Source organism: Pseudomonas sp. FP1742 (assembly GCF_030687145.1).
In the GTDB taxonomy this organism is placed as follows: Bacteria; Pseudomonadota; Gammaproteobacteria; order Pseudomonadales; family Pseudomonadaceae; genus Aquipseudomonas; species Aquipseudomonas frederiksbergensis_D.
In genome coordinates this window covers 2469736-2493052 of the sequence record NZ_CP117460.1, presented here as the reverse complement: position 1 = coordinate 2493052, position 23317 = coordinate 2469736, and the positions used below count along the sequence as shown (strand labels likewise).

General features: G+C 56.6%; 24 protein-coding genes and 1 pseudogene. 7 read left to right on the top strand and 18 right to left on the bottom strand.

From position 1 onward, the window contains the following. Window positions 1-17 precede the first annotated feature (17 nt). Together PSH64_RS11110 and PSH64_RS11105 are read right to left on the bottom strand one after the other, a co-directional pair. Window positions 18-806, bottom strand: coding sequence for a DeoR/GlpR family DNA-binding transcription regulator (locus tag PSH64_RS11110; RefSeq protein WP_305480675.1), 789 nt, complete (start codon window positions 804-806; stop codon window positions 18-20). Between the two features lie 190 nt (window positions 807-996). Next, complete coding sequence (locus tag PSH64_RS11105; protein WP_105345764.1) at window positions 997-1893, bottom strand: LysR family transcriptional regulator; 897 nt, start codon at window positions 1891-1893, stop codon at window positions 997-999. 85 nt (window positions 1894-1978) lie between these two features. On the opposite strand from PSH64_RS11105, the gene PSH64_RS11100 reads away from it, so the two are divergent. The 5 genes and pseudogenes from PSH64_RS11100 to argE all read left to right on the top strand — a co-directional run bounded on the left by PSH64_RS11100 (window position 1979) and on the right by argE (window position 7085). Next, window positions 1979-2812 carry an NAD(P)H-dependent oxidoreductase gene (locus PSH64_RS11100; protein WP_305480674.1) on the top strand — a complete coding sequence of 278 codons (834 nt, stop codon included), beginning with the start codon at window positions 1979-1981 and terminating at the stop codon, window positions 2810-2812. A 531-nt stretch (window positions 2813-3343) separates the two neighbouring features. Further along, a pseudogene (locus PSH64_RS11095) lies at window positions 3344-4656 on the top strand (flavin-containing monooxygenase); the annotation flags it as partial. Window positions 4657-4684: 28 nt separating this feature from the next. Further along, window positions 4685-5095 carry a RidA family protein gene (locus tag PSH64_RS11090; RefSeq protein WP_105345771.1) on the top strand — a complete coding sequence of 137 codons (411 nt, stop codon included), beginning with the start codon at window positions 4685-4687 and terminating at the stop codon, window positions 5093-5095. A gap of 164 nt (window positions 5096-5259) precedes the next feature. After that, window positions 5260-5937: a DUF1028 domain-containing protein gene (locus PSH64_RS11085; RefSeq protein WP_305480672.1), complete on the top strand. Its 678-nt coding sequence runs from the start codon at window positions 5260-5262 to the stop codon at window positions 5935-5937. Then, window positions 5934-7085: an acetylornithine deacetylase gene (gene argE, locus PSH64_RS11080; RefSeq protein ID WP_305480671.1), complete on the top strand. Its 1152-nt coding sequence runs from the start codon at window positions 5934-5936 to the stop codon at window positions 7083-7085. The genes PSH64_RS11085 and argE overlap by 4 nt, the downstream gene beginning before the upstream one ends. Before the next feature lie 15 nt (window positions 7086-7100). Here argE and PSH64_RS11075 read toward each other — a convergent pair whose 3' ends face one another. Continuing rightward, on the bottom strand, window positions 7101-8012 hold the full coding sequence (locus tag PSH64_RS11075; RefSeq protein WP_105345738.1) for a LysR family transcriptional regulator: 912 nt from the start codon (window positions 8010-8012) through the stop codon (window positions 7101-7103). Window positions 8013-8399: 387 nt separating this feature from the next. Between PSH64_RS11075 and PSH64_RS11070 the strand changes: the two genes are divergently transcribed. Next, entirely contained in the window at window positions 8400-8597 is a 198-nt protein-coding gene (locus PSH64_RS11070; RefSeq protein WP_064618452.1) for a PLDc N-terminal domain-containing protein, read from the top strand. Between the two features lie 209 nt (window positions 8598-8806). On the opposite strand, the gene PSH64_RS11065 is transcribed toward PSH64_RS11070, so the two are convergent. From PSH64_RS11065 to PSH64_RS11050, 4 genes are all read right to left on the bottom strand, one after another. Beyond that, window positions 8807-9010, bottom strand: coding sequence for a hypothetical protein (locus tag PSH64_RS11065; RefSeq protein ID WP_064618454.1), 204 nt, complete (start codon window positions 9008-9010; stop codon window positions 8807-8809). A 279-nt stretch (window positions 9011-9289) separates the two neighbouring features. Beyond that, the gene (locus PSH64_RS11060; RefSeq protein ID WP_305480670.1) at window positions 9290-10672 is read right to left on the bottom strand and encodes a J domain-containing protein; all 1383 of its coding nucleotides are present in this window, start codon (window positions 10670-10672) and stop codon (window positions 9290-9292) included. Window positions 10673-10678: 6 nt separating this feature from the next. Further along, entirely contained in the window at window positions 10679-12370 is a 1692-nt protein-coding gene (locus PSH64_RS11055; protein ID WP_086946171.1) for an Hsp70 family protein, read from the bottom strand. A gap of 365 nt (window positions 12371-12735) precedes the next feature. Further along, window positions 12736-13158 carry an HD domain-containing protein gene (locus PSH64_RS11050; RefSeq protein WP_305480669.1) on the bottom strand — a complete coding sequence of 141 codons (423 nt, stop codon included), beginning with the start codon at window positions 13156-13158 and terminating at the stop codon, window positions 12736-12738. A gap of 506 nt (window positions 13159-13664) precedes the next feature. Between PSH64_RS11050 and PSH64_RS11045 the strand changes: the two genes are divergently transcribed. Then, window positions 13665-13958: a fructose-bisphosphate aldolase gene (locus tag PSH64_RS11045; RefSeq protein WP_305480668.1), complete on the top strand. Its 294-nt coding sequence runs from the start codon at window positions 13665-13667 to the stop codon at window positions 13956-13958. A 72-nt stretch (window positions 13959-14030) separates the two neighbouring features. Here PSH64_RS11045 and PSH64_RS11040 read toward each other — a convergent pair whose 3' ends face one another. The 11 genes from PSH64_RS11040 to PSH64_RS10990 all read right to left on the bottom strand — a co-directional run bounded on the left by PSH64_RS11040 (window position 14031) and on the right by PSH64_RS10990 (window position 23287). After that, window positions 14031-15791 carry an L-tyrosine/L-tryptophan isonitrile synthase family protein gene (locus tag PSH64_RS11040; protein ID WP_305480667.1) on the bottom strand — a complete coding sequence of 587 codons (1761 nt, stop codon included), beginning with the start codon at window positions 15789-15791 and terminating at the stop codon, window positions 14031-14033. A gap of 29 nt (window positions 15792-15820) precedes the next feature. Next, window positions 15821-16537 carry an HAD family hydrolase gene (locus PSH64_RS11035; protein ID WP_105345774.1) on the bottom strand — a complete coding sequence of 239 codons (717 nt, stop codon included), beginning with the start codon at window positions 16535-16537 and terminating at the stop codon, window positions 15821-15823. Continuing rightward, on the bottom strand, window positions 16537-17532 hold the full coding sequence (locus tag PSH64_RS11030) for an isocyanide synthase family protein (RefSeq protein ID WP_105345749.1): 996 nt from the start codon (window positions 17530-17532) through the stop codon (window positions 16537-16539). Before PSH64_RS11030 ends, PSH64_RS11035 begins: the two co-directional genes overlap by 1 nt. A gap of 578 nt (window positions 17533-18110) precedes the next feature. Then, on the bottom strand, window positions 18111-18521 hold the full coding sequence (locus PSH64_RS11025; protein ID WP_305480666.1) for a hypothetical protein: 411 nt from the start codon (window positions 18519-18521) through the stop codon (window positions 18111-18113). A 439-nt stretch (window positions 18522-18960) separates the two neighbouring features. Continuing rightward, the gene (locus PSH64_RS11020; RefSeq protein WP_305480665.1) at window positions 18961-19608 is read right to left on the bottom strand and encodes a transposase; all 648 of its coding nucleotides are present in this window, start codon (window positions 19606-19608) and stop codon (window positions 18961-18963) included. A gap of 330 nt (window positions 19609-19938) precedes the next feature. After that, complete coding sequence (locus tag PSH64_RS11015; RefSeq protein WP_096480011.1) at window positions 19939-20208, bottom strand: hypothetical protein; 270 nt, start codon at window positions 20206-20208, stop codon at window positions 19939-19941. Between the two features lie 297 nt (window positions 20209-20505). Continuing rightward, a complete protein-coding gene (locus tag PSH64_RS11010; protein ID WP_305481140.1) occupies window positions 20506-21033 on the bottom strand; it encodes a transposase in 528 nt (175 codons plus the stop codon). Window positions 21034-21197: 164 nt separating this feature from the next. Continuing rightward, on the bottom strand, window positions 21198-21554 hold the full coding sequence (locus PSH64_RS11005) for a hypothetical protein (RefSeq protein WP_305480664.1): 357 nt from the start codon (window positions 21552-21554) through the stop codon (window positions 21198-21200). A gap of 180 nt (window positions 21555-21734) precedes the next feature. After that, window positions 21735-21929, bottom strand: a complete 195-nt coding sequence (locus PSH64_RS11000; RefSeq protein WP_305480663.1) for a hypothetical protein — start codon at window positions 21927-21929, stop codon at window positions 21735-21737. A 153-nt stretch (window positions 21930-22082) separates the two neighbouring features. Continuing rightward, complete coding sequence (locus PSH64_RS10995) at window positions 22083-22934, bottom strand: PoNe immunity protein domain-containing protein (RefSeq protein ID WP_305480662.1); 852 nt, start codon at window positions 22932-22934, stop codon at window positions 22083-22085. Beyond that, window positions 22931-23287 carry a hypothetical protein gene (locus PSH64_RS10990; RefSeq protein ID WP_305480661.1) on the bottom strand — a complete coding sequence of 119 codons (357 nt, stop codon included), beginning with the start codon at window positions 23285-23287 and terminating at the stop codon, window positions 22931-22933. Before PSH64_RS10990 ends, PSH64_RS10995 begins: the two co-directional genes overlap by 4 nt. Between the last annotated feature and the right edge of the window lie 30 nt (window positions 23288-23317).

Sequence of the window (23317 nt, the reverse complement as noted above, 5' to 3'; positions counted from 1 at the left end):
GCCGGACGCGATGACGCTCAGGCGTCTGCCTGCACCACCTCGATCCCCAGCTTTTGATAATCCTCGACATTGCCGGAGGCCAGGTGACGTTCGGTGATCAGCGTATGCACGCGGTTGCAAGGCGCAACAACGAAAGGCTCCACGGCACCCAGTTTGTCTGCGGTGGTCACGGCAATCACGTGGGAGGCACTGGCGAGCATCGCCTGCTTTACCGGCACTTCATCGAAATGCAGCGAGCTGAGGCCAACTTCCGGATGAATGGCGCAGACGCCGGTGAACACCAGGTCGGCCTTGATGCCCTCGATCAACCGCAGGGTTTCATGCCCGCTGGAAGACATCGTCGCGGGATTGAGCTGACCACCCGCCAAAATCACCGTGATGCCTTTGTATTCGGCCAGAGTGATCGCGATCATCGGCGATGCGGTGATGGCTGTGATGACAAGGTCCGAAGGCAGTGAGCGGGCAATCTGCAGCGTGGTACTCCCGGAGTCGAACATCACGATCTGGCCATCCTTGACCCGGCCTGCGGCGAGCTGCGCCAGCCGGGTTTTCACCTCATCGGTTTCGCTGATCCGGGTGAAGTAGTCCTTGCCCGTGTCCTTGGGCCGAGGCAGCGCCCCGCCATGCACCCGCTGCACCAGCCCGGCACTGGCCAGCTCCGAAAGATCCCGGCGGATGGTGTCTTCTGACACGGCGAAATGCTGGCTCAGCTCGGAGGCCATGACCTTGCCGTCGCGTTCGAGGATCAACAGGATTTTTTGGCGGCGCAGTTGGGGGAGTTCGGCTGAGGAATGCTCGATTTGCATGGTTATGCCTGTTTTTGCGTGTTTGTGCGAGATTAGCCAAGTCCCTCAATCAACACAACCGACATGGCCGCGCGCAACCTGTGGGAGCGGGATGCCCGCGATGACGGTTGCACATCCGGCATCGATGTCGCCTGACACACCGCCTTCGCGGGCAAGCCCGCTCCCACAGGGATTTGCGCTTCCCTGATGCCTATCCCAGCGCATTCACGATGAACTCACGCAACCACCGATGCGCCGGGTCGCGATGAGCGCGCTCGGGCCAGAGCATCGACATCTCGTATCCCGGCACTTCAAGCGGGGGCTCCACCATCGCCAACGCATGCGTATCGCGAACCAGGCGCGCCGGCAGCATCGCGACCATGTCGGTGCTCTCCACCACCGACGGGACAAACAGAAAATGCGGGAGCGAAAGCACCACCCGGCGCGTCATGCCCAGCTGGGAAAGCGCCTGATCGGTGACACCCTCAAAGCCTCCGCCATCCCGGGACACGATGACATGGTCGAGTTCGCAGAACTGCGCGAGTGTCGGTCGCTTGTTCAACAACGGATGGCCGGCACGCCCCACCAACACATAACGCTCGGTGAACAATGCACGACGCCGCAAGCCCGCAGGAGCGCCCTCGCTGATATGAAAAGCCAGGTCGATTGCCCCCTGCTCCGCTTGTTTGGCCAGTTGTGACGGCATCAGGTCAAACACCGCCAGACGCGTACCCGGTGCCGCCGAACGCAGCCCGGCCAATGCGGGCAAGATAATGGTCGACTCGCCGTAGTCCGACGCCATGACACTCCACGTCTGCCGCGCCTCGGCCGGGTTGAAAGGGCTGGCGGGCGACACCGCGCGCTCCAGGGCTTCCAGGGCCTGGCGCAACGGCTCGCGCAACTCATCGGCCCGGGCCGTGGGCCGCATGCCCCGTGGCCCCGGCAGTAACAGCGGATCGTTGAAAATATCCCTCAATTTAGCGAGATGAACGCTCACCGAAGGTTGCGACAGATTCAGACGTTGCGCCGCACGGGTCACGTTGTGTTCCGAGAGCAGGACATCGAGGGTCAGCAGCAGATTGATGTCCAGACGCCGCAGATTATTCATGACAATACCTGGCATATTGGTTATTCATTTCCAATATACCGGCTAAGACCTGATTCTGCTGGCTTCTGACACCGGAGACTCAGCCATGAATGTTCTACTCGTATATGCCCACCCCGAACCCAAATCGTTGAACGGATCGCTCAAGGACTTTGCCGTCAAACGTCTGGAGGCTGCCGGCCATCAGGTGCAGGTCTCCGATTTGTACGCGATGGACTGGAAAGCTTCGCTGGACGCCGAGGACAGTCTCGGCCGGCCGGCTGACGCGCGGTTCGATCCGTCACAGGACTCCAGGCGCGCTTTCAAAGAAGGCTGGCAACGACAGGACATCGTCCTCGAACAGGAAAAACTGCTCTGGGCCGATACCGTCATTCTGCAGTTTCCGCTGTGGTGGTTCTCGATGCCGGCGATTCTCAAAGGCTGGGTGGAACGCGTCTACGCCTATGGGTTTGCCTACGGCGTAGGAGAACACTCCGATGCGCGCTGGGGCGATCGTTACGGGGAAGGCACGCTGGCGGGTAAACGGGCGATGCTGATCGTCACCACCGGTGGCTGGGAGTCGCATTACAGCCCCCGGGGCATCAATGGGCCGATCGACGATGTGCTATTCCCCATCCAGCATGGCGTACTGTTTTACCCCGGCTTCGACGTGCTGCCTCCGTTTTTGATCTATCGGACCAGCCGAATGGATGAGGCGAGATTTTCAGCGACCTGTGAGGCGCTCGGTCAACGGCTCGATGACCTCGAGAAAACCGCACCGATTGCTTTCCGGGCGCAGAACTCAGGGGCGTATGACATTCCGCAACTCACGTTGCGTGATGGGATTGCTGCGGGTCAATCCGGCTTTGCGGCTCATATCGGGCAGGCAGAGCGCGACGAAACCGTTGTACAGGTCTCATCCGCAAAAGCACGCGCGGTGTAGAACGGATCGGCCACCCGCGAACACGAAAAAGCCCGCACAAGGCGGGCTTTGGAAATCGATGTAGGTGGCCAGTGCTGGTCTCTGGCTTACGAGATTTATCGGGCCTCTCACAGAACAGGATTTTTAGCTTTAGGCTGTTCTGCCTCACACGGCATAAGGGCTGGATCTCAGCGCGGAGATCTTTCTAACCGTGTACCCTTGGGAGCGCGCCCCACACCTCCTCGCTATCCCTTTGCGCATCAGTCTGCGTCTTCACCTACAACCTCAGAATAGCAAACCGTTCGAGGCTTGGGTCGGGATTTTTAGACTGATTGTTTTCAAGGGGAAAGCTCGGTAAATGGAAAAATACTAACGCCGCAAGCGGACCTCCGTACCACCTCCAACACCGCCAGAACATCGCAGCCCTGCATCGGTAATTTGTATTCAAATGCCAGCTTTATAATATTTTACCGATCCAGGGGTGATCCCTAGTCTTGACCCAAGAAATGGCAGGCCACAACCGACCTGATTCCAACTTCGAAGGGTAAAGACATGACCACTGAAAAAACAAAAACAGATACGCTGATCGTGGGCGCCGGTCAGGCTGGCGTGGCCATGAGTGAGCACCTGAGTAAACTCGGCGTGCCTCACCTGGTGCTGGAGCGAAGCCGTATCGCCGAGCGCTGGCGCAGCGGTCGTTGGGATTCGCTGGTGGCCAACGGCCCGGCCTGGCACGATCGGTTTCCGGGTCTTGAATTCGACGATCTGAGCCCCGACGGTTTCGCCCCGAAAGAGCGGGTGGCGGATTATTTCGAAGCCTACGCGAAGAAGTTCAACGCCCCCATCCGCACCGGCGTGGACGTCAAGAAGGTCGAACGCAATGTCGGTCGCCCGGGCTTCACCATTGAAACCTCCGAAGGCATGATCGAGGCCAATCGCGTGGTCGCCGCCACCGGGCCGTTCCAGCGCCCGGTGATTCCGCCGATTGCCCCGAAAGATCAGCCATTCACCCAGATCCATTCCGCCGAATACCGCAACCCGCAGCAACTGCCCGAGGGCGCTGTGCTGGTGGTGGGTGCCGGCTCGTCCGGGGTGCAGATCGCCGATGAATTGCAGCGTGCCGGCAAGCAGGTTTACCTCTCGGTCGGAGCGCACGATCGCCCTCCTCGCGCCTACCGCAACCGGGATTTCTGCTGGTGGCTGGGGGTGCTCGGCGAGTGGGATCAGGCGGCAATGAAGCCCGGCCGGGAGCACGTGACCATTGCCGTCAGCGGTGCCTATGGCGGCCGTACCGTGGACTTTCGTGGGCTGGCCCATCGCGGGATGACACTGGTGGGGCTGACCCAATCGTTCAATGGCAGCGTAGTAACGTTCCAGCCCAACCTTGCGGAGAACCTGGCCCGCGGCGACGAGAACTACCTGGCGCTGCTCAATGCCGCCGACGCCTACATCGAACGCAATGGCCTGGACCTGCCACAAGAACCTGAAGCGCGGCATACCTTCCCCGATCCGGACTGCGTGACCCACCCGATTCTTGAGCTCGACCTGACCAAGGCCGGCGTGTCTTCGATCATCTGGGCCACCGGTTTTGCCACCGATTACAGCTGGCTCAAGGTCGATGCCTTCGACGACAACGGCAAGCCGCAGCATCAGCGCGGTGTGTCGAGCGAGCCTGGGGTGTATTTCCTCGGCCTGCCGTGGCAGTCCCGTCGCGGCTCTTCGTTCATCTGGGGTGTTTGGCACGACGCCAAGTACGTGGCCGACCACATCGCCATTCAGCGTTCATACCTTGAATACCACGACGCCGCGCAGCGCCAGGCTGAAACCGCTCTGGCCGCCCACAAAACGACTGTCAGCGCGTAAGCCTTTTTCTTTCAGGAGCCTCAGATGTCCATGCCAACCCATACCCGTATTCGCATGTTCAACACCAAAGAAACCTACCCGAACCAGAGCCTGGACAACGACCTGTGCCAGGCCGTACGGGCCGGCAATACCGTTTATGTTCGCGGCCAGGTCGGTACCGATTTCGAAGGCAACCTGGTGGGCCTCGGTGACCCGCGTGCGCAAACCGAGCAAGCCATGCGCAACGTCAAACAATTACTGGAAGAAGCCGGCAGCGACCTCAGCCACATCGTCAAAACCACCACTTACCTGATCGACCCGCGCTACCGCGAGCCGGTTTATCGGGAAGTGGGCAAGTGGCTTAAAGGCGTGTTTCCGATTTCCACCGGGTTGGTGGTGTCGGCACTGGGGCAGCCGCAGTGGTTGATGGAGATTGATGTGATTGCGGTGATTCCTGAGTAAGCAGGTAGACCGAGTCGCGGCTTTCGCGAGCAAGCCCGCTCCCACACTTAATCGGCGTCGTGCACGAATTTGTGTCCACTGAAGATTCAATGTGGGAGCGGGCTTGCTCGCGAAGACGCCATCACAGACACCACTTTCTCCAAGCCCGAACAAGGAGCAAAAACATGACCTTCTCCATCACCGCCCGTTGCCCCGAAACCGGTCAGTTCGGCATTGCCATCAGTTCCTCAAGCATCGCCGTCGGCGCCCGCTGCCCCTGGCTGCGGCCCGGTGTCGGCGCGGTCTCCACGCAAAACATCACCCTGCCGTCCCTCGGCCCGGAAACCCTGGCCCTCATGGAGCATGGTCTCGCGCCTGCCGAGGCTCTGGACCAGGTGTTGACCCGCAACGGCTACAGCCAATACCGACAAATCACAGCGATTGACCACCTCGGCCGCACCGCGCATTTCAGCGGCTCAGAAACCCTGGGCATCCACAACGCCGTGTCGGGCGAGCAATGCGTGGCCGCCGGCAACATGCTCGCGGACCGTGCCGTGATCTCGGCCATGGTCGAGGCATTCGAGCATGGCGAGGGGCAACTGGCCGACCGCTTGCTCGCTGCAATGAACGCCGCCATCGCCACGGGTGGCGAAGCCGGGCCGGTGCATTCGGCGGCGATGGTGGTGGTCGGCGAACTGACCTGGCCGATCATCAACCTGCGGGTCGATTGGGCCGATCACGACCCGATCACGCAATTGCAAAAGCTGTGGGACGCCTATCGCCCACAGGTCAAGGACTACATCGACCGCGCCCTCGCCCCCGACAAGTCCCCAGGCTACGGTGTCGCCGGAGACGACCGATGAGCCACAGCCGCGATTTGCTGAAAGCCTTGGTGGCGTTCGACACCACCAGCCGCGAATCAAACCTGCAGCTGATCGAGTTCGTCCGCGAGTACCTCGCCAGTTTCGATGTGCCTTGCGAGCTGGTTTACAACGACGAGCGCAGCAAGGCCAATCTGTTCGCCACCATTGGCCCGGCGGATCAGCCGGGCATCGTGTTGTCGGGACACACCGACGTGGTGCCCGTCGACGGTCAGCCGTGGACCGTCGCGCCGTTCCAGCTCACCGAACGCGACGGCAACCTGTACGGTCGCGGCACCGCGGACATGAAAGGCTACATTGCCTGCGTACTCGCCCTGGTGCCGTCACTGGTGCAGGCCTCGCTGCGACTGCCAGTGCATATCGCGCTGTCCTACGACGAAGAAGTCGGTTGCCTTGGGGTCCGCTCGCTATTGAAAGCACTGGAACAGCGCCCGGTCAAACCGATGCTTTGCATCATTGGCGAGCCCACCGAGCTCAAACCGGTGCTCGGCCACAAGGGCAAGCTGGCGATGCGCTGCGACATTCATGGTGAAGCCTGCCATTCGGCGTACGCGCCGCTCGGGGTCAATGCGATTGAATACGCCGCTGAACTGATCGGTGAACTGGGGCGGATTGGCCACAGGCTCAAGGCGCCAGAGCATCACGACACCCGTTTCGATCCGCCGTTCAGCACCGTGCAAACCGGCGTCATCTCCGGCGGCAAGGCCCTGAACATCGTCCCCGCCGATTGCCGCTTCGACTTTGAAATCCGCGCCTTGCCCTCGCACGATCCAAGTGAGATCGCGCAAGAATTGAAGACCTACGCCGAGCAGCAAGTATTGCCGCGCATGCGCGCCGTGAGCGATCAGAGTGACATTCGCTTCAGTGAGTTGTCGGCCTATCCCGGTTTGGCAACCGATGCGCACAGCCAAGCCGCTGAGCTGATCGCCGCGTTTTCCGGCTCGCGGGAATTCGGTACGGTGGCGTTCGGCACCGAGGGCGGCCTGTTTGACGCGGCGGGTATTGCGACGGTGGTGTGCGGTCCGGGCAGCATGGATCAGGGGCATAAGCCGGACGAGTTTGTCAGCCTCGAACAACTGAACGGCTGCGACCAAATGCTGCAACGGATGCTGCTATCAATCAGCCGCTGATCATTGGCCCGACGCTCAGGTATAGAGTCGGGCCAGTTCTTCCTGGCAGTAATCCACGAACAGCTGTACCGGCTTGGTCAATTGCACCCTTCTCAACCAGGCCGCCGACAAACCCGAACCGGTCACGGTCTCGGCCAGCGGTATGCACACGACTTTCTGCCCGTCATAGGTGTATTCGGAAAACGGTTTGGTGACCAGAATCGAAAAGCCAAAACCGCGCCCGACCATCCCCCGCACCATCTCGATCGAAGGCGAGCTGAACACGATGTGTGGCGTCAGCCCACGCTCTTCAAAGATGCTCACGAAGTAGGTCCGGCTCGGCACCACATCCAGCAGAATCATCGGCTCCAGCACCAGGTCATTCAGCGACACTTTCGCCTGTTGCGCGAAGCGGTGATCCGCCGGCAACAAGGCGTAAGGCTGTTGCGGCGGCATCAGCGGCACTGTCTCAATCGTGCTGTCCAGATCGTGTTCGAACAGCATCGCCAGGTCGATGCTGCCGGCGGTCAGTGCCTGCACCAGTTCCTGCTGCTCGCCATCGCGAATGCGGATCTCCACACCTGGCCAACGCTCTTTGAAACCGGCGATCAAACGCGGCAGGTACAGCGGTGCCACCGTTTCAAAACAACCGATATCGATCTGCCCCGCGACCACGTCGTTGTCCGCCAGCGCGTTCTGCTCAAACTCATGGGCGACCCGCAGCAGCTCCAGCGCCTTGCGATAAAACCGCGACCCGCTCGGCGTCAGCGAAACACCCTGGGCGTGATGCCGGATAAACAGCTGCACGCCAAAACTTTCTTCCAGGTGCTTGATCGCCGTCGACACCGACGGCTGCGCGATATAAAGCTTGCGCGAAGCCTCCGCCACGCTGCCGCAGTCGGCGGTGGTGACGAAATATCGAAGCTGTCGCAGGTTGTAAGCGGCCATGGGGACCTCCAGACACAACACATCAAAATCAAAAGATCGCAGGCTCCTACAGGAGTCAGTCGATGCACAACTCTGTGGCGAGGGGGCAAGCCCGCTCACCACAGGTTATTCGCCAGGCTCGGCAAAACCAGGCATTACGGAGTCTCCGAGAACGCTCAGGATCAAGGCTGAACATACCCGACACACCCAAACCACGGGCATATATTTTTTAAGGTTTGAAGCAACAAACTTACTAATTTATCCATCCCCGAAATCGGCATTCCACAAATGATCCAGAGCCGCGCCCAGTTCGGCTCACTCGGCGGCCATTCCCCCCACTCCCCCCGAAATTTAATGAACCCCGCCCATCACCACTCACCTAACTGAATGAATATCAGGAGGTGACTCATGCAAATCGAAACGATCTGGATCGTGCTCGCGGCAGTGCTTTTGCTGATCGAGTTGTGGGCGATCAACAGGGTACGTAAAGCCGAGGGCAAATCGAGCAACAAACTGGTGTGGATCGTGGTGATCGTGTTTGTGCCGCTGTTCGGGCTGATAGGGTGGGCCATGGCGGGACCAAAACACATTGCGCAGAACCCGTAGTCACCGCAGGCCAGACAATAACGCCGGATAGCGTGCGGTAACGATCTGAGAACTGCGCATACCCAAACGACAAAGCCCCGAATAATCGGGGCTTTGTCGTTTCTACCTGGAACACCCAGTCCATCATCCAGAGTGCTCACCCGCAGCATGACTGCATCAGCATCACACCGAAGTGGCCCAAGAAGCGGTTTGGCCTGGATGAGTCAGCCTCACTCTGCTCGCGACTGTGTGAGCGACCACATCCAGATGCTCAACACCACGAGCAATATCAAGGCGAGCACGCTTGGCCACAGGGGCATGGGATACCCATTAACGAGAACCTCGGGGCGAATAATCAGGCGCCCCAGTTGCGCCAAGGCCATCAGTGCGTAGACGGTACCGGCCACTCGCAATCCAATGATCCGGGATTTCATGCTGTTCTCCTCGACCTGACTATGAACGTAACAGGCGAGCAAAAGCGCTATTTTTTTGCCGGCCCAGTGTGTGAAGCCGTGAAGGGGCGGCCAGCCTTGGCGCGCTCCTCTCCTGCGCTCGGAAACCACTATCCAACCCTGGCCTTCACCAGAGGGAAAAGGGGACGAATTTATTTTCCAACCATCGCACGAACCAAACAAATAAATCCGCCCCTGAGGGATCTGTCCCCACTCATCTCCTTCTCTTCATCCACAGCCCAGTAAATTGCGTGTTGTCCGCTAAACAACAGTTTTCATACGGAAATAGACTGTAGCCGCCATCACGGCCACTGCAATCACGACAACGAGGCCTTCGCGTTGCAGCATGTGCCAAGGCAGTTGCCCGGCCTTCAGTTTAAGTGCTCGTAGTGCCCGAGCCCACATCGAGACCCTACCGCCGCTCAGGGCCACATTTGTGAAGTAAATCGTACCGAGGAACACCACCACCGGGCTTACCCATCGCAGCCACAGGACACCACCGGACCATGCGCACGCCAGGGCTGCGGGCACTGCACTGGGGAGTATGTGGCGGAGCAACAAGAGCCCAGCGCCTTGTCGGTACCAACGGCGCGGGAGTAACAATCGGCTAAGCAACACATCCAACGGCCCCGCTACCACGGCTACCATGGCCCAAACGTGGTAAACCTTCATGCCCATCCAGATCAATACCGGCATTATCAGTGGCATGATGACCATGCCGAACGCTTCTTTCTTCGTAGGCCCGGTAAGCACCGAAGCCATAAGAACAGCACACAGCGCCATCCATAGGAAAAGGTAAACCCCTCGATAGTTTGTGGCCGGCAACCAATCCCGCCAGTTGTCGAGTGGTTGCAGCCCAAGACGCTGGGGCACTTCGGGGTATTGATATTCAATGGCTTGGGCGAGCTCTGCAAAGCGTTGCCAGTCGAGGTTGCTAAAGCAGTCGGCCATTTCACGCCGGCGGCGGTCAGTCATGGGTTTGAACAGCATGGCGGCTGCCTGCCCATGGATTTTATCGGCGTCGAATCTGGCCAGATCGCCGCGTAGGGTCTCTGCAAAAGCTTGCGCCTCGCACCGCCGGATCAGTCTGTCCCAGCGCCAGTACTCGCACGGCAGATCGCCTTGGGTTTCGTTCCAACCCATGACCTGACACACACCATCGAAAAAGGCTGGCGACCATTTTTCGGCGGACTCGAGCCAATCCAATATGCTTTGCTCGAACTGCTGGCGGCGCTCGAAGGGCAATAGCCAGTCGCTCGCCAGCCAAAGGCACAGCGCTTCCCGCACTTGGCGCTCTTTACCCTCGGCCAGCCACTGCTGCATCTGTTCCAGGGACGGTTCCGGAGGACTGATGGCGGTTGGAGTGTCGACGCTATCCTGAGGGATTACCCACGTAGGGGCTTGCGCGGGCGGATGGTATTCCGGGGTTGATGCGCTTGCGGTTAACGGGGAATTAACGTCTTCCTCATCAATCTGCGCGCGCCAGCGGGACTCGGCCAGCGAAGCTTCATAGGCTTCCCGAAGGCGCTGGAACTGATTGGGGTTTTCGTCTGGGCGGTGGATTTTCAGCAGCCGCGCATAGGCGCGTTTGATGCTGCGTTCGTCCGCGTCCGGGGTAAGGTCCAGCACTTTCCAATGGCTCATGGTGACTCAACCCTCCCGCTCGAAATGGGCAAGACGCTGGGTAATGTCGCCACGGGCTTCGCGTATCAGGCGTTCATCCTGGGTGTCGAGCATTTGCTGAAAATGGTTCGCCAGCCCGGCAATACGTTCCCGGCCATCGCCCAGGCTTTCCTGATACAAGCGGTCCAGCCGGGCCAGCAGCAAGGTATTGATCTGCTGGTCGCGCGGGTGCACTTTCAGTGCTTCGAGGGCCGCCAACCGTTGGGCGATTTCTTCAGGAGCCAATACCCCGGGGTTGTTCTCGATGACCAGCCGATGGGTTTCGTCATTAATTGGCAAATGCACCTGGGCTTCGAGCAAACCGTTATTGTCGTAGGTGAAGCGTATGTCCAGCGTTACCTCACCGGCTTTGCGCGGTGGTACGGGGATTTCCAGTTCACCCAGGAAAATATTGTTGGCCACCAACCGGCTTTCGCCTTGGTAGATACCTAGCCTGACTACTTTCTGGTTATCACTGAGGGTGGACACGTTACGGGAGCGGCTCACCGGCACCACTGTATTGCGCTCGATAATTGGCAAGTAGTGGCCGCTTTGGTAACCGGCGCCTAGCTGCACCGAGGTCTCGATTCCCAAGGTATAGGGGCATACGTCGGTAAGTACCACTTCTTCGAGGGAGGCATGGCGCGCCTGTAGCGCCGCCTGGATAGCCGCCCCCTGCGCAACTACCTCATCCGGGTTGAGCTGCATCGCCGGGATTCGCCCGAACAGGGCCGCGACCAGCTTTCGCACCAACGGCATGCGCGTGGTGCCGCCCACCAATAATATTTCGTTCAGGTCAGCCACCTTGATCCGGGCGTCGCGCAACGCGCGCTCGATCGGGGCTCGCAGGCGGTCCAGCAGAGGCCGGACGATGTCCGCCAGGTCGCTCTGGGTCAGTTCAAGACTCCATTCACGCGTTTGCTCGCGAAGGATAAAGCTCGTGACTTGCGCCTGCCCCAAGGCATGACGAACCCGTTGTGCCTCACGCCGCAACCGCTGTGCTATGGCAGGGTGGGCCGTGTCTGGCAGGTCAGCGGCACCGATTTTGGCGATGAAATGCTCCACGAGCCGGTCATCGAAATCTTCACCCCCAAGGAAATTGTCCCCCGCGCTGGCGCGCACTTCCATAACGCCTTCGAACAGCTCGAGGATGGACACGTCAAAGGTGCCACCCCCAAGGTCGAACACCAGAAAGGTCGCTTCGTTTCGCTGTTGCAGGCCATAGGCCAAGGCTGCAGCGGTGGGTTCGTTGATCAGCCTTTCAATTTTCAGCCCGGCCAGTTCGCCGGCAATACGCGTGGCCTTGCGCTGGGCATCACTGAAATACGCGGGCACGCTGATCACTGCTTCGTGAACGGGCCCGCCTAAGGCGCGCTCGGCGTCGGCCTTGAGACTACGCAGTAGCATCGCCGAGAGTTCTTCCGCTCGATAGGCGCGCCCGCCCAGCTGCGTTTCACGGGCGCTCCCCATATAGCGCTTGAACAGAGATGTGGTGAGGTGGGGGTGGGTGTGCAGCCGTTCGCAGGCAATATCCCCGGCGATCAGTTGGCCGTGGTCGTCGAGGCCAACGACGCTGGGTGTAAGGAGGTTGCCCAACGCATTGGGGAGTAGCCGGGCATGTTCGCCATCCCAGGCAGCCACAAGGCTGTTGGTGGTGCCCAGGTCGATACCAATGATCACAGTCACTTTTCCTTAAATGAGGCGGCCGGCCAGCAGAGGACCTTGGTCGTAGGCTCAGTCATTATTGATGTAGGCGCGATTTGCGGATTCGTAGTCGAAGTTATCGGCAGTGCTGATGGTGGCTTTAACCCGCCCGCTTTGCCTTTGCCGGGTCCGACATTAAGTCGCCTTTCGAGCTCATCCTGGAAGTTTCAGCAATAAAATCACTAATTAACGCCGGACGGCGTGCGGTAACGATCTGAGAACTGTGCATACCCAAGCAACAAAGCCCCGAATAATCGGGGCTTTGTTGTTCCTGGCGGGTACACCCTCCGTAAATCCCGGAATGGTCGGCACTCGCGCCGGCGACGCGTTGGCAACACCCGCTACGAACGCAACACCCCCATCGCCCGCCGATACTTCTCAACGCGCTCCAGATCCTCCCAGGACGGCTGGGCAATCCGCGACAAGTCGCTGTTCTCTTCCAGATCCGCCAGCTTCACCACCCGCCCGATCGGGTTCTGCGCCGCGCGCTCGACGAACGCCTCATAAGACTCGCCCGGCACCTTGGTCACCGACGCAATCGCCGTCAGCACTGCTTCGCTGAAGCCTTCCTTGCGCAGCTCGTCGAGGCTGACACCGCAGTCCTCGACCACGTCATGCAGTACCGCGACGATGCGCTCTTCCAGCGTGTTCACCCGCAGCATGACTTTCAGCGGATGCAGGATGTAAGGCGCCCCGCCCTTGTCCACCTGCCCCTCATGCGCCGCGGCGGCGATGGCAATGGCGCGTTCCAGTGACTGACTCATGGGATTCTCCTCGGGTTAAATGCCGTGACGTCGCGGTCAGGATTTTGAAGTCTGCAAAATATGTAGGAATTTGCCTTTTGTGGCGAGGGAGCTTGCTCTCGCTGGGCTGCGAAGCAACCCCAAACCCTGCTAGCCCGTTTCCTCAGACACACTGCGATGCCCGGTTTTACTGCATTTGCGCCACAGCGTGGGGAAAAGCCACTTTGCGAAATGACCATCCGAGCGTCCTACACCCCGGTTGCGGCTATCAAAATCGCTGCCTAGAGTGGGGCTGTCGCTGACATCGGTTGGCGATAGGGTTTCGCAGCCCTTAAGATTGACACCTTGTTCCGTCAAGCACGGTCGGCTCCCGGCTGAGCATCACTTTATGGCGGTTGTGCGTGGGAGACCTTCGGGTCTGCCGGGTCTTGGTGTTAATCCTCCGGTCTGCGAACCCGCGCATAGCTGCCACCCATTTTGTTTCGCAGCAGAACGGTGGCAATTCTACTTTTATTAGGATTAACACCATGACGACGCAAAACCCGCTCCGCCACTACACCCCCATGTCCCATTTCGCCACCGACCACCCCGTCCTCCTCATCGACGCCGACGCCCCACTGCGCGAACTCCACAGCTGCCTCAGCGAGCGCCTCAATGCCGTCCTCAAATACCTGAACCTGATGGCCTGTACCAGCCTCCCCGACTACGCCGAGAACGACATCAACACAGTCACCAATATCGCGCGGATCCTGGTTCAGGATGTGAGTGATGTGTTTCGGGTGATTGAGCAGCGAGGGTTTGATACGCCCAAGGGGCAGTGATTAAATTTCAGTCGTAGAAAAACCGCATTACTGCGGTTTTTCTGCTTCCTGCACCGACTCTGACAACAACAATCAGTAAACCTGCACCCGCCACAACTCCCGCGACGAAGAACCCGCCGACATCGGCAGCCGCCCATGCAGCGTCCGATAGTTATCGATCAGCACCAGATCCCCCTCACTCCATTGATGAGCAATCAAACACTCCGGGGCATAAACCAGCGCATTGACCTGCTCCAGCAACGCCTGTTGAGCCTGCTCGTCATGGTCCTGCACTGACTGGCTCAAGGTCTGCAATGTCGAGTCGGTGCCCTCTTGGTAGCGCAGGATAAGCTCGCCGCTGCGGGGGTGGTGGTCCACCAGGCTGTACATGCGCGGCGAGCCGCCGAAGTAGGTCATTTTGGTGTAGTAGGTGATGTTCACGCCCTGCCATTGTCGGGCGACTTGCTGCCCGACTTTGCGCAGTACGTTACGGCTGTCGACGATGGTGGTCTGACCCTCGCCCGGCTGCGGCGCGGTCTTGCAGTACAGCATGAATTTGCTGGCGCAGAATTTCGGGTTGCGTTGAACTTGTGCGTCGCTGTCGGGCAGCATGTTCAGGTCCCAGTGCAACGGTGTTTTCTCCAGCGAGTGCACCACGCCTTGGGGTTTGTCCGCAGGCTTGACCACGTGGACGGCACCGAAGGCCCATTCGTAGAGCGTGCCGAAGCGTTCGCAGCTGCGAGCAAAGCTATCCTGGTCGTCGAAACGACAGCCTTTGAGGCAGACGAAACCGAAGGTTTCCACCAGAGCTTCCAGCAGGCCGGTGGACAGTCGTTCGAAACCCAGCCCCAACGGGTCTCGCACCACCAGGCCAAACAGCGGAAGTTTTTGCAGTTCGTACTCGAAGCCTTGGGCCTGCGGGTTTTCTGTTTGGTGGTAGAGCCATGGCCGCCCTTCATAGGTGACCAGCACATGGTGGTCGAGGTCGACCTGGGCGCGGGCGCGGAGGGTTTGGCTGCCATCCAGGTTGCACACCGGTACGGTATGCCAGGGGCTGTCCGCGCGGGTCAGCCCTTCGGCCAGACCGAAGGTGAATTTGGGGCCGGCATTGTTGTATTGATGGACCGACAAGCGAATGTCATCGCCGAAGAAACGGTCCACCGCCGCGTTCAATGCCTGCCCGCGATACATCATTTGGTAGGCTTTGAAATTGATTTGTTGCAGGTACTCGTCCTCGCTCTGCCCGTCTTCGCGGCACAGACGCAGGTCGTTGTAGAGGTGACTGCAGAGGTTGTCATGCGCGCGGCTGAGGGATTCATCGTGCCGGCTCTGCTCGATCAGGTCGCCAAGGTTTTTCCACGGTAGACGGGCCTGCTTGATCAGGCTGGCGCGAACCGACTCGGCACTTTGGGCCTGGGGAAACAGGTCTTCCATGCTGACCCACTCAATCGTGTGGGTGGTGCACAGTTCACGCAACGCCCGGTTGTAAGCGGCGCGAACGTCGTCGGCCACGCCGACGATGTCATTGAAGGTCGTGCCGTCGCTGAGGATCGACACCACGCAGCCCGGTGCGTGCAACGCGGCGATGGCTTGGCCGAGTTGGTCGAGGCGCTCGATGGCCATGACCTCGCCGTAGTCCGGCAGCACACCGAAGGTCTGGTCGCTGGCGTTTGGCGACTTGCAGGGAAAGCCTGGCAAAACCAGACGCACTGGCAGGCCCTGATCGAAGCAGTGCCCCAATCGAAGCGCCAGATGCGCCCTGCCTTGTGTGTCGAAACAATCATCCGTGCCTTTGAGCAGATAACCGGCCAGCAAATCGCTGACGGCAGCGATCCAGGCATCTCTATGTTCCATAGAACAATTTCCTTGAGGGTGTGTGTGTATCAATAGGATTTAACGGTGTCGCCATGCCCGGTGAACGCATGCGCAGCCCCGCAGGCTTGCTGCAAAATGCGCAGCAATTCGGCCGGGTGTTCACAGCAGAAGTTCGGGGCCTGGGCCTGCAAGTCTGGTGTCAGGCCATAGCCCCAAGTGACCGCCGCCGAGTGCATGCCTGCGGCACGCGCGGTTTGCAGATCGATCTCCGTGTCACCGACGAACAAGCAGTGGTGCGGATCAACCGACAACCGCCGGGCGGCTTCCCATGCCACATCCGGCTGAGGCTTGAGCGCCCTGCCCGCGCGATGCCCCAGAATCGTCCCGAAGGTATTCTGTGGAAGCAGTGCATCGGCGACTTGCCGGGCCATTTTGTCAGCCTTGTTGGTGACGATAGCTAGCGGCACTTCCAACCGGCGACAGCCTTCGAGCAATTCCAATACGCCGCTGAATGGCCGGGAAAATTGAACCAGGTTGTTTTGGTAGAGCGCTACATAGCGCTGGTGCATGGCGAGCGCATCAGCGACACCAAACTGCGTGGCAACTCGCTCGATCATCGCCGTGGTGCCGCCGCCGATATACCCGCACACTATTTCCGTGGTCAGCGCCGGGCAACCGTGTTCGAACAGCACTTGGTTCAAGCACCAGGTGATGTCGGGCAAGGTGTCGACCAGAGTCCCGTCCAAATCGAAGAGTACGGCTTCGACCCGTAACCGAGACGTCATCATTGAGCACTGGCGTAGTGACAAGGACGCCCCTTGCGGAACACCAGGCGGTGATAGCGCTCATCGACATTGCTGCGTTTTTCGAGGGTGACCACACCCCGTCGCTTGATGGCCACCGAATGCCAGGGCGTACGCCACAGGTCACTGGTTGGCACCAACCGGATACCGATCTTCGTCGAGACCGCCAACTGCGGGTGAATCGACAAGCGCAGGCAATGCGGGTAACGCGCCTGCAACAGCGCCCCCCAGGCTTCACTGCGCTGGATCACCCGCTGCGAGGCCGGTTTGGCGACCTTCTTCACTGCGTTGAGGCTCATGCCAGCGAATACTTTCAGTCCCGAGTAATCCTCGGAAAGAAAGCGATGGATGCCGCAGTACATCAACATCATGTGCGGATCATCCTTGAAGCGCTGCTGCAACAAGATCAATGACTGACCGTGCTCGATCATCATCTCTTCACGCATGGCGTCCAGACAATCCAGCTGTGGGTAGGCATCCTGGAGGTCGAAATGGGCGAACGTGCCGGGATAGTGCTGTTCGGCGTAGTCCTGGATAGCGTCGGTGTAGGCCTTAACGTCCGCATCGGGAACATGCACCAAGTCAGAGAACACATAGCCATCGGAGCAGATATGAATCAGCGCTCCCGGTGCGTAGATCTCCTGGATCTCCTTGCACAGGCGATGTAACTCGTCGATTGCATGATGTTCCGCAAGATCAGGCAGATGGCTGAGGGTTTTCTTGCGGCTGGGCGACTTGCCGGGAAAGGCTGGCAAGACCATTTCGACCTTGCGACCGCTCTCGACCGCTTGCATGACCTTGGTCAGATGGGGTTCCAGCACTTGCGACGACAGTTCGTGATCCTGCCCCGGGGCGAGGCTACGACGGCGAAACAGGCATTCAAGGATTTGCTCGGCAATGTTCATGTGTGGGGGGTTCTGATGCTCGTGCACCAGCTGACCGCACACCTGTTGAGCGACGGTGTTTGAACCTTGCATAGACAATCCTTTGTGTGGTGAACAACGGCCATCTTGTGGCCATCGGCAGATATCCCTTACCTGCGGGCGGCTAAATTCCTACAAGTCGTGAGGGCTGTCAATCGTGGCAATCCGGAATATTACGGCACCAAAATCATCGAAAAACCCTCACACAGGCTCATGCAACGTCCAGGCTGGCAAGGCCATACTGCGGCCACACAAGTGTGCCTGGTCCTGATTCCATTACGCTCTCCTGAAAAATAGATCGGAAGGTGTGAACCTTGTTCAGGATGGGACAAACCAGACAAATAAATCCGTCTCCTTTCCTTCGTCCCCTTTCCTTCTCGGCATCAGCGTCAGAAACCACCACAGAGCCATCAGGCCGCTTGTTCGTCAAGTAGTACGTAGCATGAGAAAATGATTGAGAAAATGGGACAGATATATTTTCTGGCCACCGGACAAACCAAACAAATAAGCCCGTCACCTTTATGTTGATTTCCCTTCTCTCCAAACAGAATTTTTTTCAGTTCGAACAGACATCAGCAACTGAAAAACCCTTGTATACAGTTACTCACAGCGCCCAATTTTTCACCACTATTTTATAGCATACCACTATATGGATCAGCAATATTATCACCAAGTTCGCTTATCGCATTTTCTATCTCAGCCACCACATCGGACGGCAGACCACTAACATCCTGACTCAATATAAACCTGAACAACCCAACAAGACCTAGCCTTGCAGTAACAGCAATAAGACACTCAACCAATTCCAAATTATCGGCATTCCAGCGCGAGATTAAAACCCGTTCTATTTCACCTTTTAAATAGTCACCCAAAATTGCATACGTTTGCCATTGACGATCGCTGAGCTCAAGAAAATTCCTTACAACCTCAAAGTCCTCACACTCAGCAAGCGCACAGCTCTCGATAAGCTCGAGAAACTCGGCATGTAATTCATCCTCGGCCATGGAGTCTGGCAAGGAACTATAATACGAAAAATTCTTCATTCTTTAAAAATCTACAGGAATGTGAGTTAAGTTAGAGGGCTTCCTGTATAGCCAACCATCCTACCCAAGTAATTTATTTCCAATTTTTATTTGCGCAGCCCATCCTGCACCAGAGTTAGCCCCTGGAAACTTTGCAGCTGCGTTTGCATCAGGCGAGCGCCACTTAATTTCAACTTTTTCCTTCCCCAAACATACTAATATTTACTCCCATCACTGATGACACCAGAAGATTTTAAGCTATCTGCAATACCTAGGGGAGAATTTCCAGTTTAGCGCACCACGGTTTTATTTATTAGAAAAATTAGTAATAAATAAGCCGCTCTCCTTTCCCCCACCCTCATGGTGTCCCCTAGCAAAATAAATCCTCTCCTTTACGGACATCCGCCGTCAGTTAAATTCAATATAAACGGGGACAGACCACGTTTTCCATCTAAAAAATCTAGTGCTTTTTCGGTCTGCCCGGGCATCCCCGCCGAGCTCGTCGCCCAATTATAGCTTCAATTTCGGCTGCAAATCGCGAACCACCAAGTACATAGTTGCCATTGGTGGCAGCCCGAATCTGGTCAACCAATCCTATCTCCAACTCGCTTCTAAAAAGCTCGCGATAGACTTCAGCAGTCGATACATCTGTGTCCCCAAGCGATAGGTACTGAGCATGCGGGGTAATGAGATGCGAAAACTCTGATTGTGCGTTAGCACGATAACTCGACCAACGATATTCCGCAGGATGCGTCACCATTTTGGCTCTGACAGGATTCATCTCAATGTAGCGATAACAGGCCAATACATAACTATCACTTTGAACAAGGCACGAACGGAAGCGTCCTTCCCATAAAGTCCCACTACGTCCATATGTACGATTTATGTATTGCACATATCGTTGCCCTATTCCTTTCATAAGCAAACTGGTACTGCTGTGCTCATGAGGGCTAATCAACAAATGGACATGATTAGTCATAAGACACCATGCGTGAATTTCACACGAATGTTTGTTGGCCTGTTCAGCAAGCAGCTCTAAATAAAAAAGGTAATCATCCTCTGAAAAAAAGCAAACTGATCTATTATTTCCTCGTTGAATCAGATGCAAGGGGACACCTGGCATCAAGAGACGTGCTCTGCGTGGCATATGGTGAATCCGTTCACAATTAATGATGCCAATAGCTTAGTCAATTCTATGAAAAACAATCTCCCTATCTATTTCACACTATTTCAGATCGCTAAAGTGCGACACAGAAGAACGAGAAATCGGGGACAGACCACGATTAAATTGAAGGAGCATTATCCAGCCCTCGATAAATGTGGTCCGTCCCCGTTCTCGCAATGAAGTTTGTGGGGATCCCTCAGGGTCTGCCTCCGTTTTTCGGGTAAAAAAACACCGGCGCTAGGCCGGTGTCAGATCACATCCAGGCGTCTACAGCTAAAAAGAGACGTTCAAACCGCAAGCGGAGATAAAGTCACGCATCGGTATATCAAGAGAGCTACTCTCTCCAGCAGAAAGAACATCTTGCAATGTGACAATGCCTTTTTCAAAATCTAGAGAAACGTCAAAGCAATTAAACTCGAACTCCCTCAACAGAACGTTCTCTGAGCGCATCCGCTCATCAAAGGCATCTTTCAAAATAGAGCGAACGCTGTCGTCCAACTCTTGGACGACAAATTGTTCCATTAGTGTGCCGCCACTACTCATAACCATTCCTAACTAGTACGGGAATGCAGTCTGAATCACACCATCCCGAACATTTATTTTGATTGTCGATGTTGGAGCGCCTGAGACGTTTGTTCCAATCACCTTGCCTGCGTTGTACTCAAAACTATAAACGGGGACAGACCACGTTTTCCATCTAAAAAATCTAGTGCTTTTTCGGTCTGTCCGGGCATCCCCGCCGAGCTCGTCGTCCAATCATAGCTTCAATTTCGGCTACAAATCGCGAACCACCAAGTACATAGTTGCCATTGGTGGCAGCCCGAATCTGGTCAACCAATCCTATCTCCAACTCGCTTCTAAAAGCTCGCGATAGACTTCAGCAGTCGATACATCTGTGTCCCCAAGCGACAGGTACTGAGCATGCGGGGTAATGAGATGCGAAAACTCTGATTGTGCGTTAGCACGATAACTCGACCAACGATATTCCGCAGGATGCGTCACCATTTTGGCTCTGACAGGATTCATCTCAATGTAGCGATAACAGGCCAATACATAACTATCACTTTGAACAAGGCACGAACGGAAGCGTCCTTCCCATAAAGCCCCACTACGTCCATATGTACGATTTATGTATCGCACATATCGTTGCCCTATTCCTTTCATAAGCGAACTGGTACTGCTGTGCTCATGAGGGCTAATCAACAAATGGACATGATTAGTCATAAGACACCATGCGTGAATTTCACACGAATTTTTGTTGGCCTGTTCAGCAAGCAGCTCTAAATAAAAAAGGTAATCATCCTCTGAAATAAAGCAAACTGATCTATTATTTCCTCGTTGAATCAGATGCAAGGGGACACCTGGCATTAAGAGACGTGCTCTGCGTGGCATATGATGAATCCGTTCACAATTAATGATGCCAATAGCTTAGTCAATTCTATGAAAAACAATCTCCCTATCTATTTCACACTATTTCAGATCGCTAAAGTGCGACACAGAAAAACGTAGTCTGCCCCCATTCTCTGCCATTCTCAGGATAAACGTGGTCTGTCCCCGTTTTTCGCAATTTCTTTTGGACCGCCAGTCCCACTACCCGAGGCAGTGGACGTCCCCGGTGTCCCCGAACCGCCTTCTTTGGTCGGCCCCTTACCACCACCAGCCCCCACAGGCTTGACGATCGGATTCCCCCCGGCCGCGAGCGTCGCAAAATTCTCGACGGCAGCAACGGCGGCCTCGTGGCTGAAGCCAAACTTTTGAACAAGGGTATCGGCAATCGCATCGACCGAATGCCCGGCGGTAACTCCCGCGAGCATGTTCTGGAAGCCGTTGTTCTCCGTGATCAACCGATCAAAGATCTTGACGGCTTCAGGCGATGCCGAAGCGGCCATGTCTTTGAGACTTTGGGTTTGCTTCTCAGCCTCGGCGACACGCTTGGAGATGGAAGCACAGTTGGCAGGATTCGCTGCACATTGCGCGACCGCATCAATATCCTGCTGGCGGCTCAGTTCGTGATAGTCGGCATACGCCTTGTTTAGGGAAAACGGAGGGAAAACGGGGACAGACCACGATTAAATTGAAGGAGCATTATCCAGCCCCTCGATAAATGTGGTCTGTCCCCGCTTTCTTGCATCGCCGCGACTTGCTGCGAGGTAAGGCTGACTCCCAACGACAGATTGAGGGCCTCCTTGCTGGCGATGGCGTTGTTCATACAAACCATCGCCGAGGCGTTTGAAGTCGGGGTCGTAGCCGAGGTTGGCCAGCAATCCCGCTCGTTCACCAATAGCTGCAGCTGGACAAATACCAAAGGGATAGTAACCACTCCGCACCCGAGGTAGAAATCCCTCCTCCTGAGACGAAGGGTGAGACGAAGGGATCTGTCCTTTCCTTATCTCGAGTCATCTACACCTAGCTTACTTTTAAATACCAAAGAATCTAAGCCAACTCCGTGCCTTTGTTTCTTGCGAATGCAAATGTGTGCTCGGGCCGTTGGGGCGCAGTAAATCGCCTGGATAATGCGGATGTCCCAAGCATTGGCTGTCATCCAATCTAAAAGCCGCGACTGCCGCTACAGCTTCAATGCACCAACGTCCAAAATAGCTGCCCTTTTCTAGCGGGTGCTTTTCAGGATCACCATACTGGTACCACCACGGCTGCTGCTTGCCGCGTCGGTTGAGTTCTGGATACCAACCATTGATAAACTCTCGCAGCAATATCGCCTGTTGCTCCTTGGGTGCATCGATGGCCTTGAGCAACCGGGCATAAGGTTTGTCATGCAGCAGAACATCTCCAACAACGCGTGAAGGCTGGCGACTAACGATTACCCGATCCAGCAAAATGTCTTTACCTTCTTCACCAACGAGAGCCAATAGTCGGCCCCACTGACCGTCGGGAATTTGCAATACGAGAGCCAGTCCAACCAGCCAAAAACACCAGATATAGTGGTTGAGATCGGATAGATCGAATACCCAGTCGCGGCAGGTTTTCAGATGATTTTCCGCACAAATTCCATCCGCTAAGGAGTTCGACAACTCCCAAGTATCAAGCAGCTTTGGAAACAACTGCTTTATCTCGGGAACAGGATCGCCTTGGGAATACCGCCGAAGCATAAGACGCAAAATATCTCTTGAAAGATCAAATGAAAACTGAGGGTCATACACTGGATTTTGTGATGGTTCAGATAGAAGTTTTTCTGCTTTTTTAATCCAGACAACATCTTTAGCTACTCGCTCACGCCAGTAGCTTATGTTCGCCATCGAGTCCCGGATCATGGCTGTGCTCCTGAAAGATTTGTTTTTAAAGCTAATATTTTGGACGTATCAATGGGCTTTGGTTTGCCTAAAGAATCGAGCACTTGGATCTCGGTTGCCCCATCCACCCCCGTCCGCACAACCCATGTCTCAGTACGGTCTGTCTTGACGGCGGTAGCGATATCACGAGCTGAATCAACGCCCACGGCCTTTTCCAACCGCCCGGACCCCAGCGTCCAGCTTTCACTCCCCTGTTTACCATCGTTCGTGTTTATCAGGCTCGTGTTGCCACCTTTTTTGGGGTCCCCGACAAACTTGTATTCGATAACCACATACGAAAACGGGGACAGACCACGATTAAATTGAAGGAGCATTATCCAGCCCCTCGATAAATGTGGTCTGTC

Bases quoted from the DNA above. Each gene is read 5' to 3' on its own strand.
- PSH64_RS11110 (WP_305480675.1), bottom strand. From the start codon at position 806: ATGCAAATCGAGCATTCCTCAGCCGAACTCCCCCAACTGCGCCGCCAA.
- PSH64_RS11105 (WP_105345764.1), bottom strand. From the start codon at position 1,893: ATGAATAATCTGCGGCGTCTGGACATCAATCTGCTGCTGACCCTCGAT.
- PSH64_RS11100 (WP_305480674.1), top strand. From the start codon at position 1,979: ATGAATGTTCTACTCGTATATGCCCACCCCGAACCCAAATCGTTGAAC.
- PSH64_RS11090 (WP_105345771.1), top strand. From the start codon at position 4,685: ATGCCAACCCATACCCGTATTCGCATGTTCAACACCAAAGAAACCTAC.
- PSH64_RS11085 (WP_305480672.1), top strand. From the start codon at position 5,260: ATGACCTTCTCCATCACCGCCCGTTGCCCCGAAACCGGTCAGTTCGGC.
- argE (WP_305480671.1), top strand. From the start codon at position 5,934: ATGAGCCACAGCCGCGATTTGCTGAAAGCCTTGGTGGCGTTCGACACC.
- PSH64_RS11075 (WP_105345738.1), bottom strand. From the start codon at position 8,012: ATGGCCGCTTACAACCTGCGACAGCTTCGATATTTCGTCACCACCGCC.
- PSH64_RS11070 (WP_064618452.1), top strand. From the start codon at position 8,400: ATGCAAATCGAAACGATCTGGATCGTGCTCGCGGCAGTGCTTTTGCTG.
- PSH64_RS11065 (WP_064618454.1), bottom strand. From the start codon at position 9,010: ATGAAATCCCGGATCATTGGATTGCGAGTGGCCGGTACCGTCTACGCA.
- PSH64_RS11060 (WP_305480670.1), bottom strand. From the start codon at position 10,672: ATGAGCCATTGGAAAGTGCTGGACCTTACCCCGGACGCGGACGAACGC.
- PSH64_RS11050 (WP_305480669.1), bottom strand. From the start codon at position 13,158: ATGAGTCAGTCACTGGAACGCGCCATTGCCATCGCCGCCGCGGCGCAT.
- PSH64_RS11045 (WP_305480668.1), top strand. From the start codon at position 13,665: ATGACGACGCAAAACCCGCTCCGCCACTACACCCCCATGTCCCATTTC.
- PSH64_RS11040 (WP_305480667.1), bottom strand. From the start codon at position 15,791: ATGGAACATAGAGATGCCTGGATCGCTGCCGTCAGCGATTTGCTGGCC.
- PSH64_RS11035 (WP_105345774.1), bottom strand. From the start codon at position 16,537: ATGACGTCTCGGTTACGGGTCGAAGCCGTACTCTTCGATTTGGACGGG.
- PSH64_RS11030 (WP_105345749.1), bottom strand. From the start codon at position 17,532: ATGCAAGGTTCAAACACCGTCGCTCAACAGGTGTGCGGTCAGCTGGTG.
- PSH64_RS11025 (WP_305480666.1), bottom strand. From the start codon at position 18,521: ATGAAGAATTTTTCGTATTATAGTTCCTTGCCAGACTCCATGGCCGAG.
- PSH64_RS11015 (WP_096480011.1), bottom strand. From the start codon at position 20,208: ATGAGTAGTGGCGGCACACTAATGGAACAATTTGTCGTCCAAGAGTTG.
- PSH64_RS11010 (WP_305481140.1), bottom strand. From the start codon at position 21,033: ATGCCAGGTGTCCCCTTGCATCTGATTCAACGAGGAAATAATAGATCA.
- PSH64_RS11005 (WP_305480664.1), bottom strand. From the start codon at position 21,554: ATGGCCGCTTCGGCATCGCCTGAAGCCGTCAAGATCTTTGATCGGTTG.
- PSH64_RS10995 (WP_305480662.1), bottom strand. From the start codon at position 22,934: ATGATCCGGGACTCGATGGCGAACATAAGCTACTGGCGTGAGCGAGTA.
- PSH64_RS10990 (WP_305480661.1), bottom strand. From the start codon at position 23,287: ATGCTCCTTCAATTTAATCGTGGTCTGTCCCCGTTTTCGTATGTGGTT.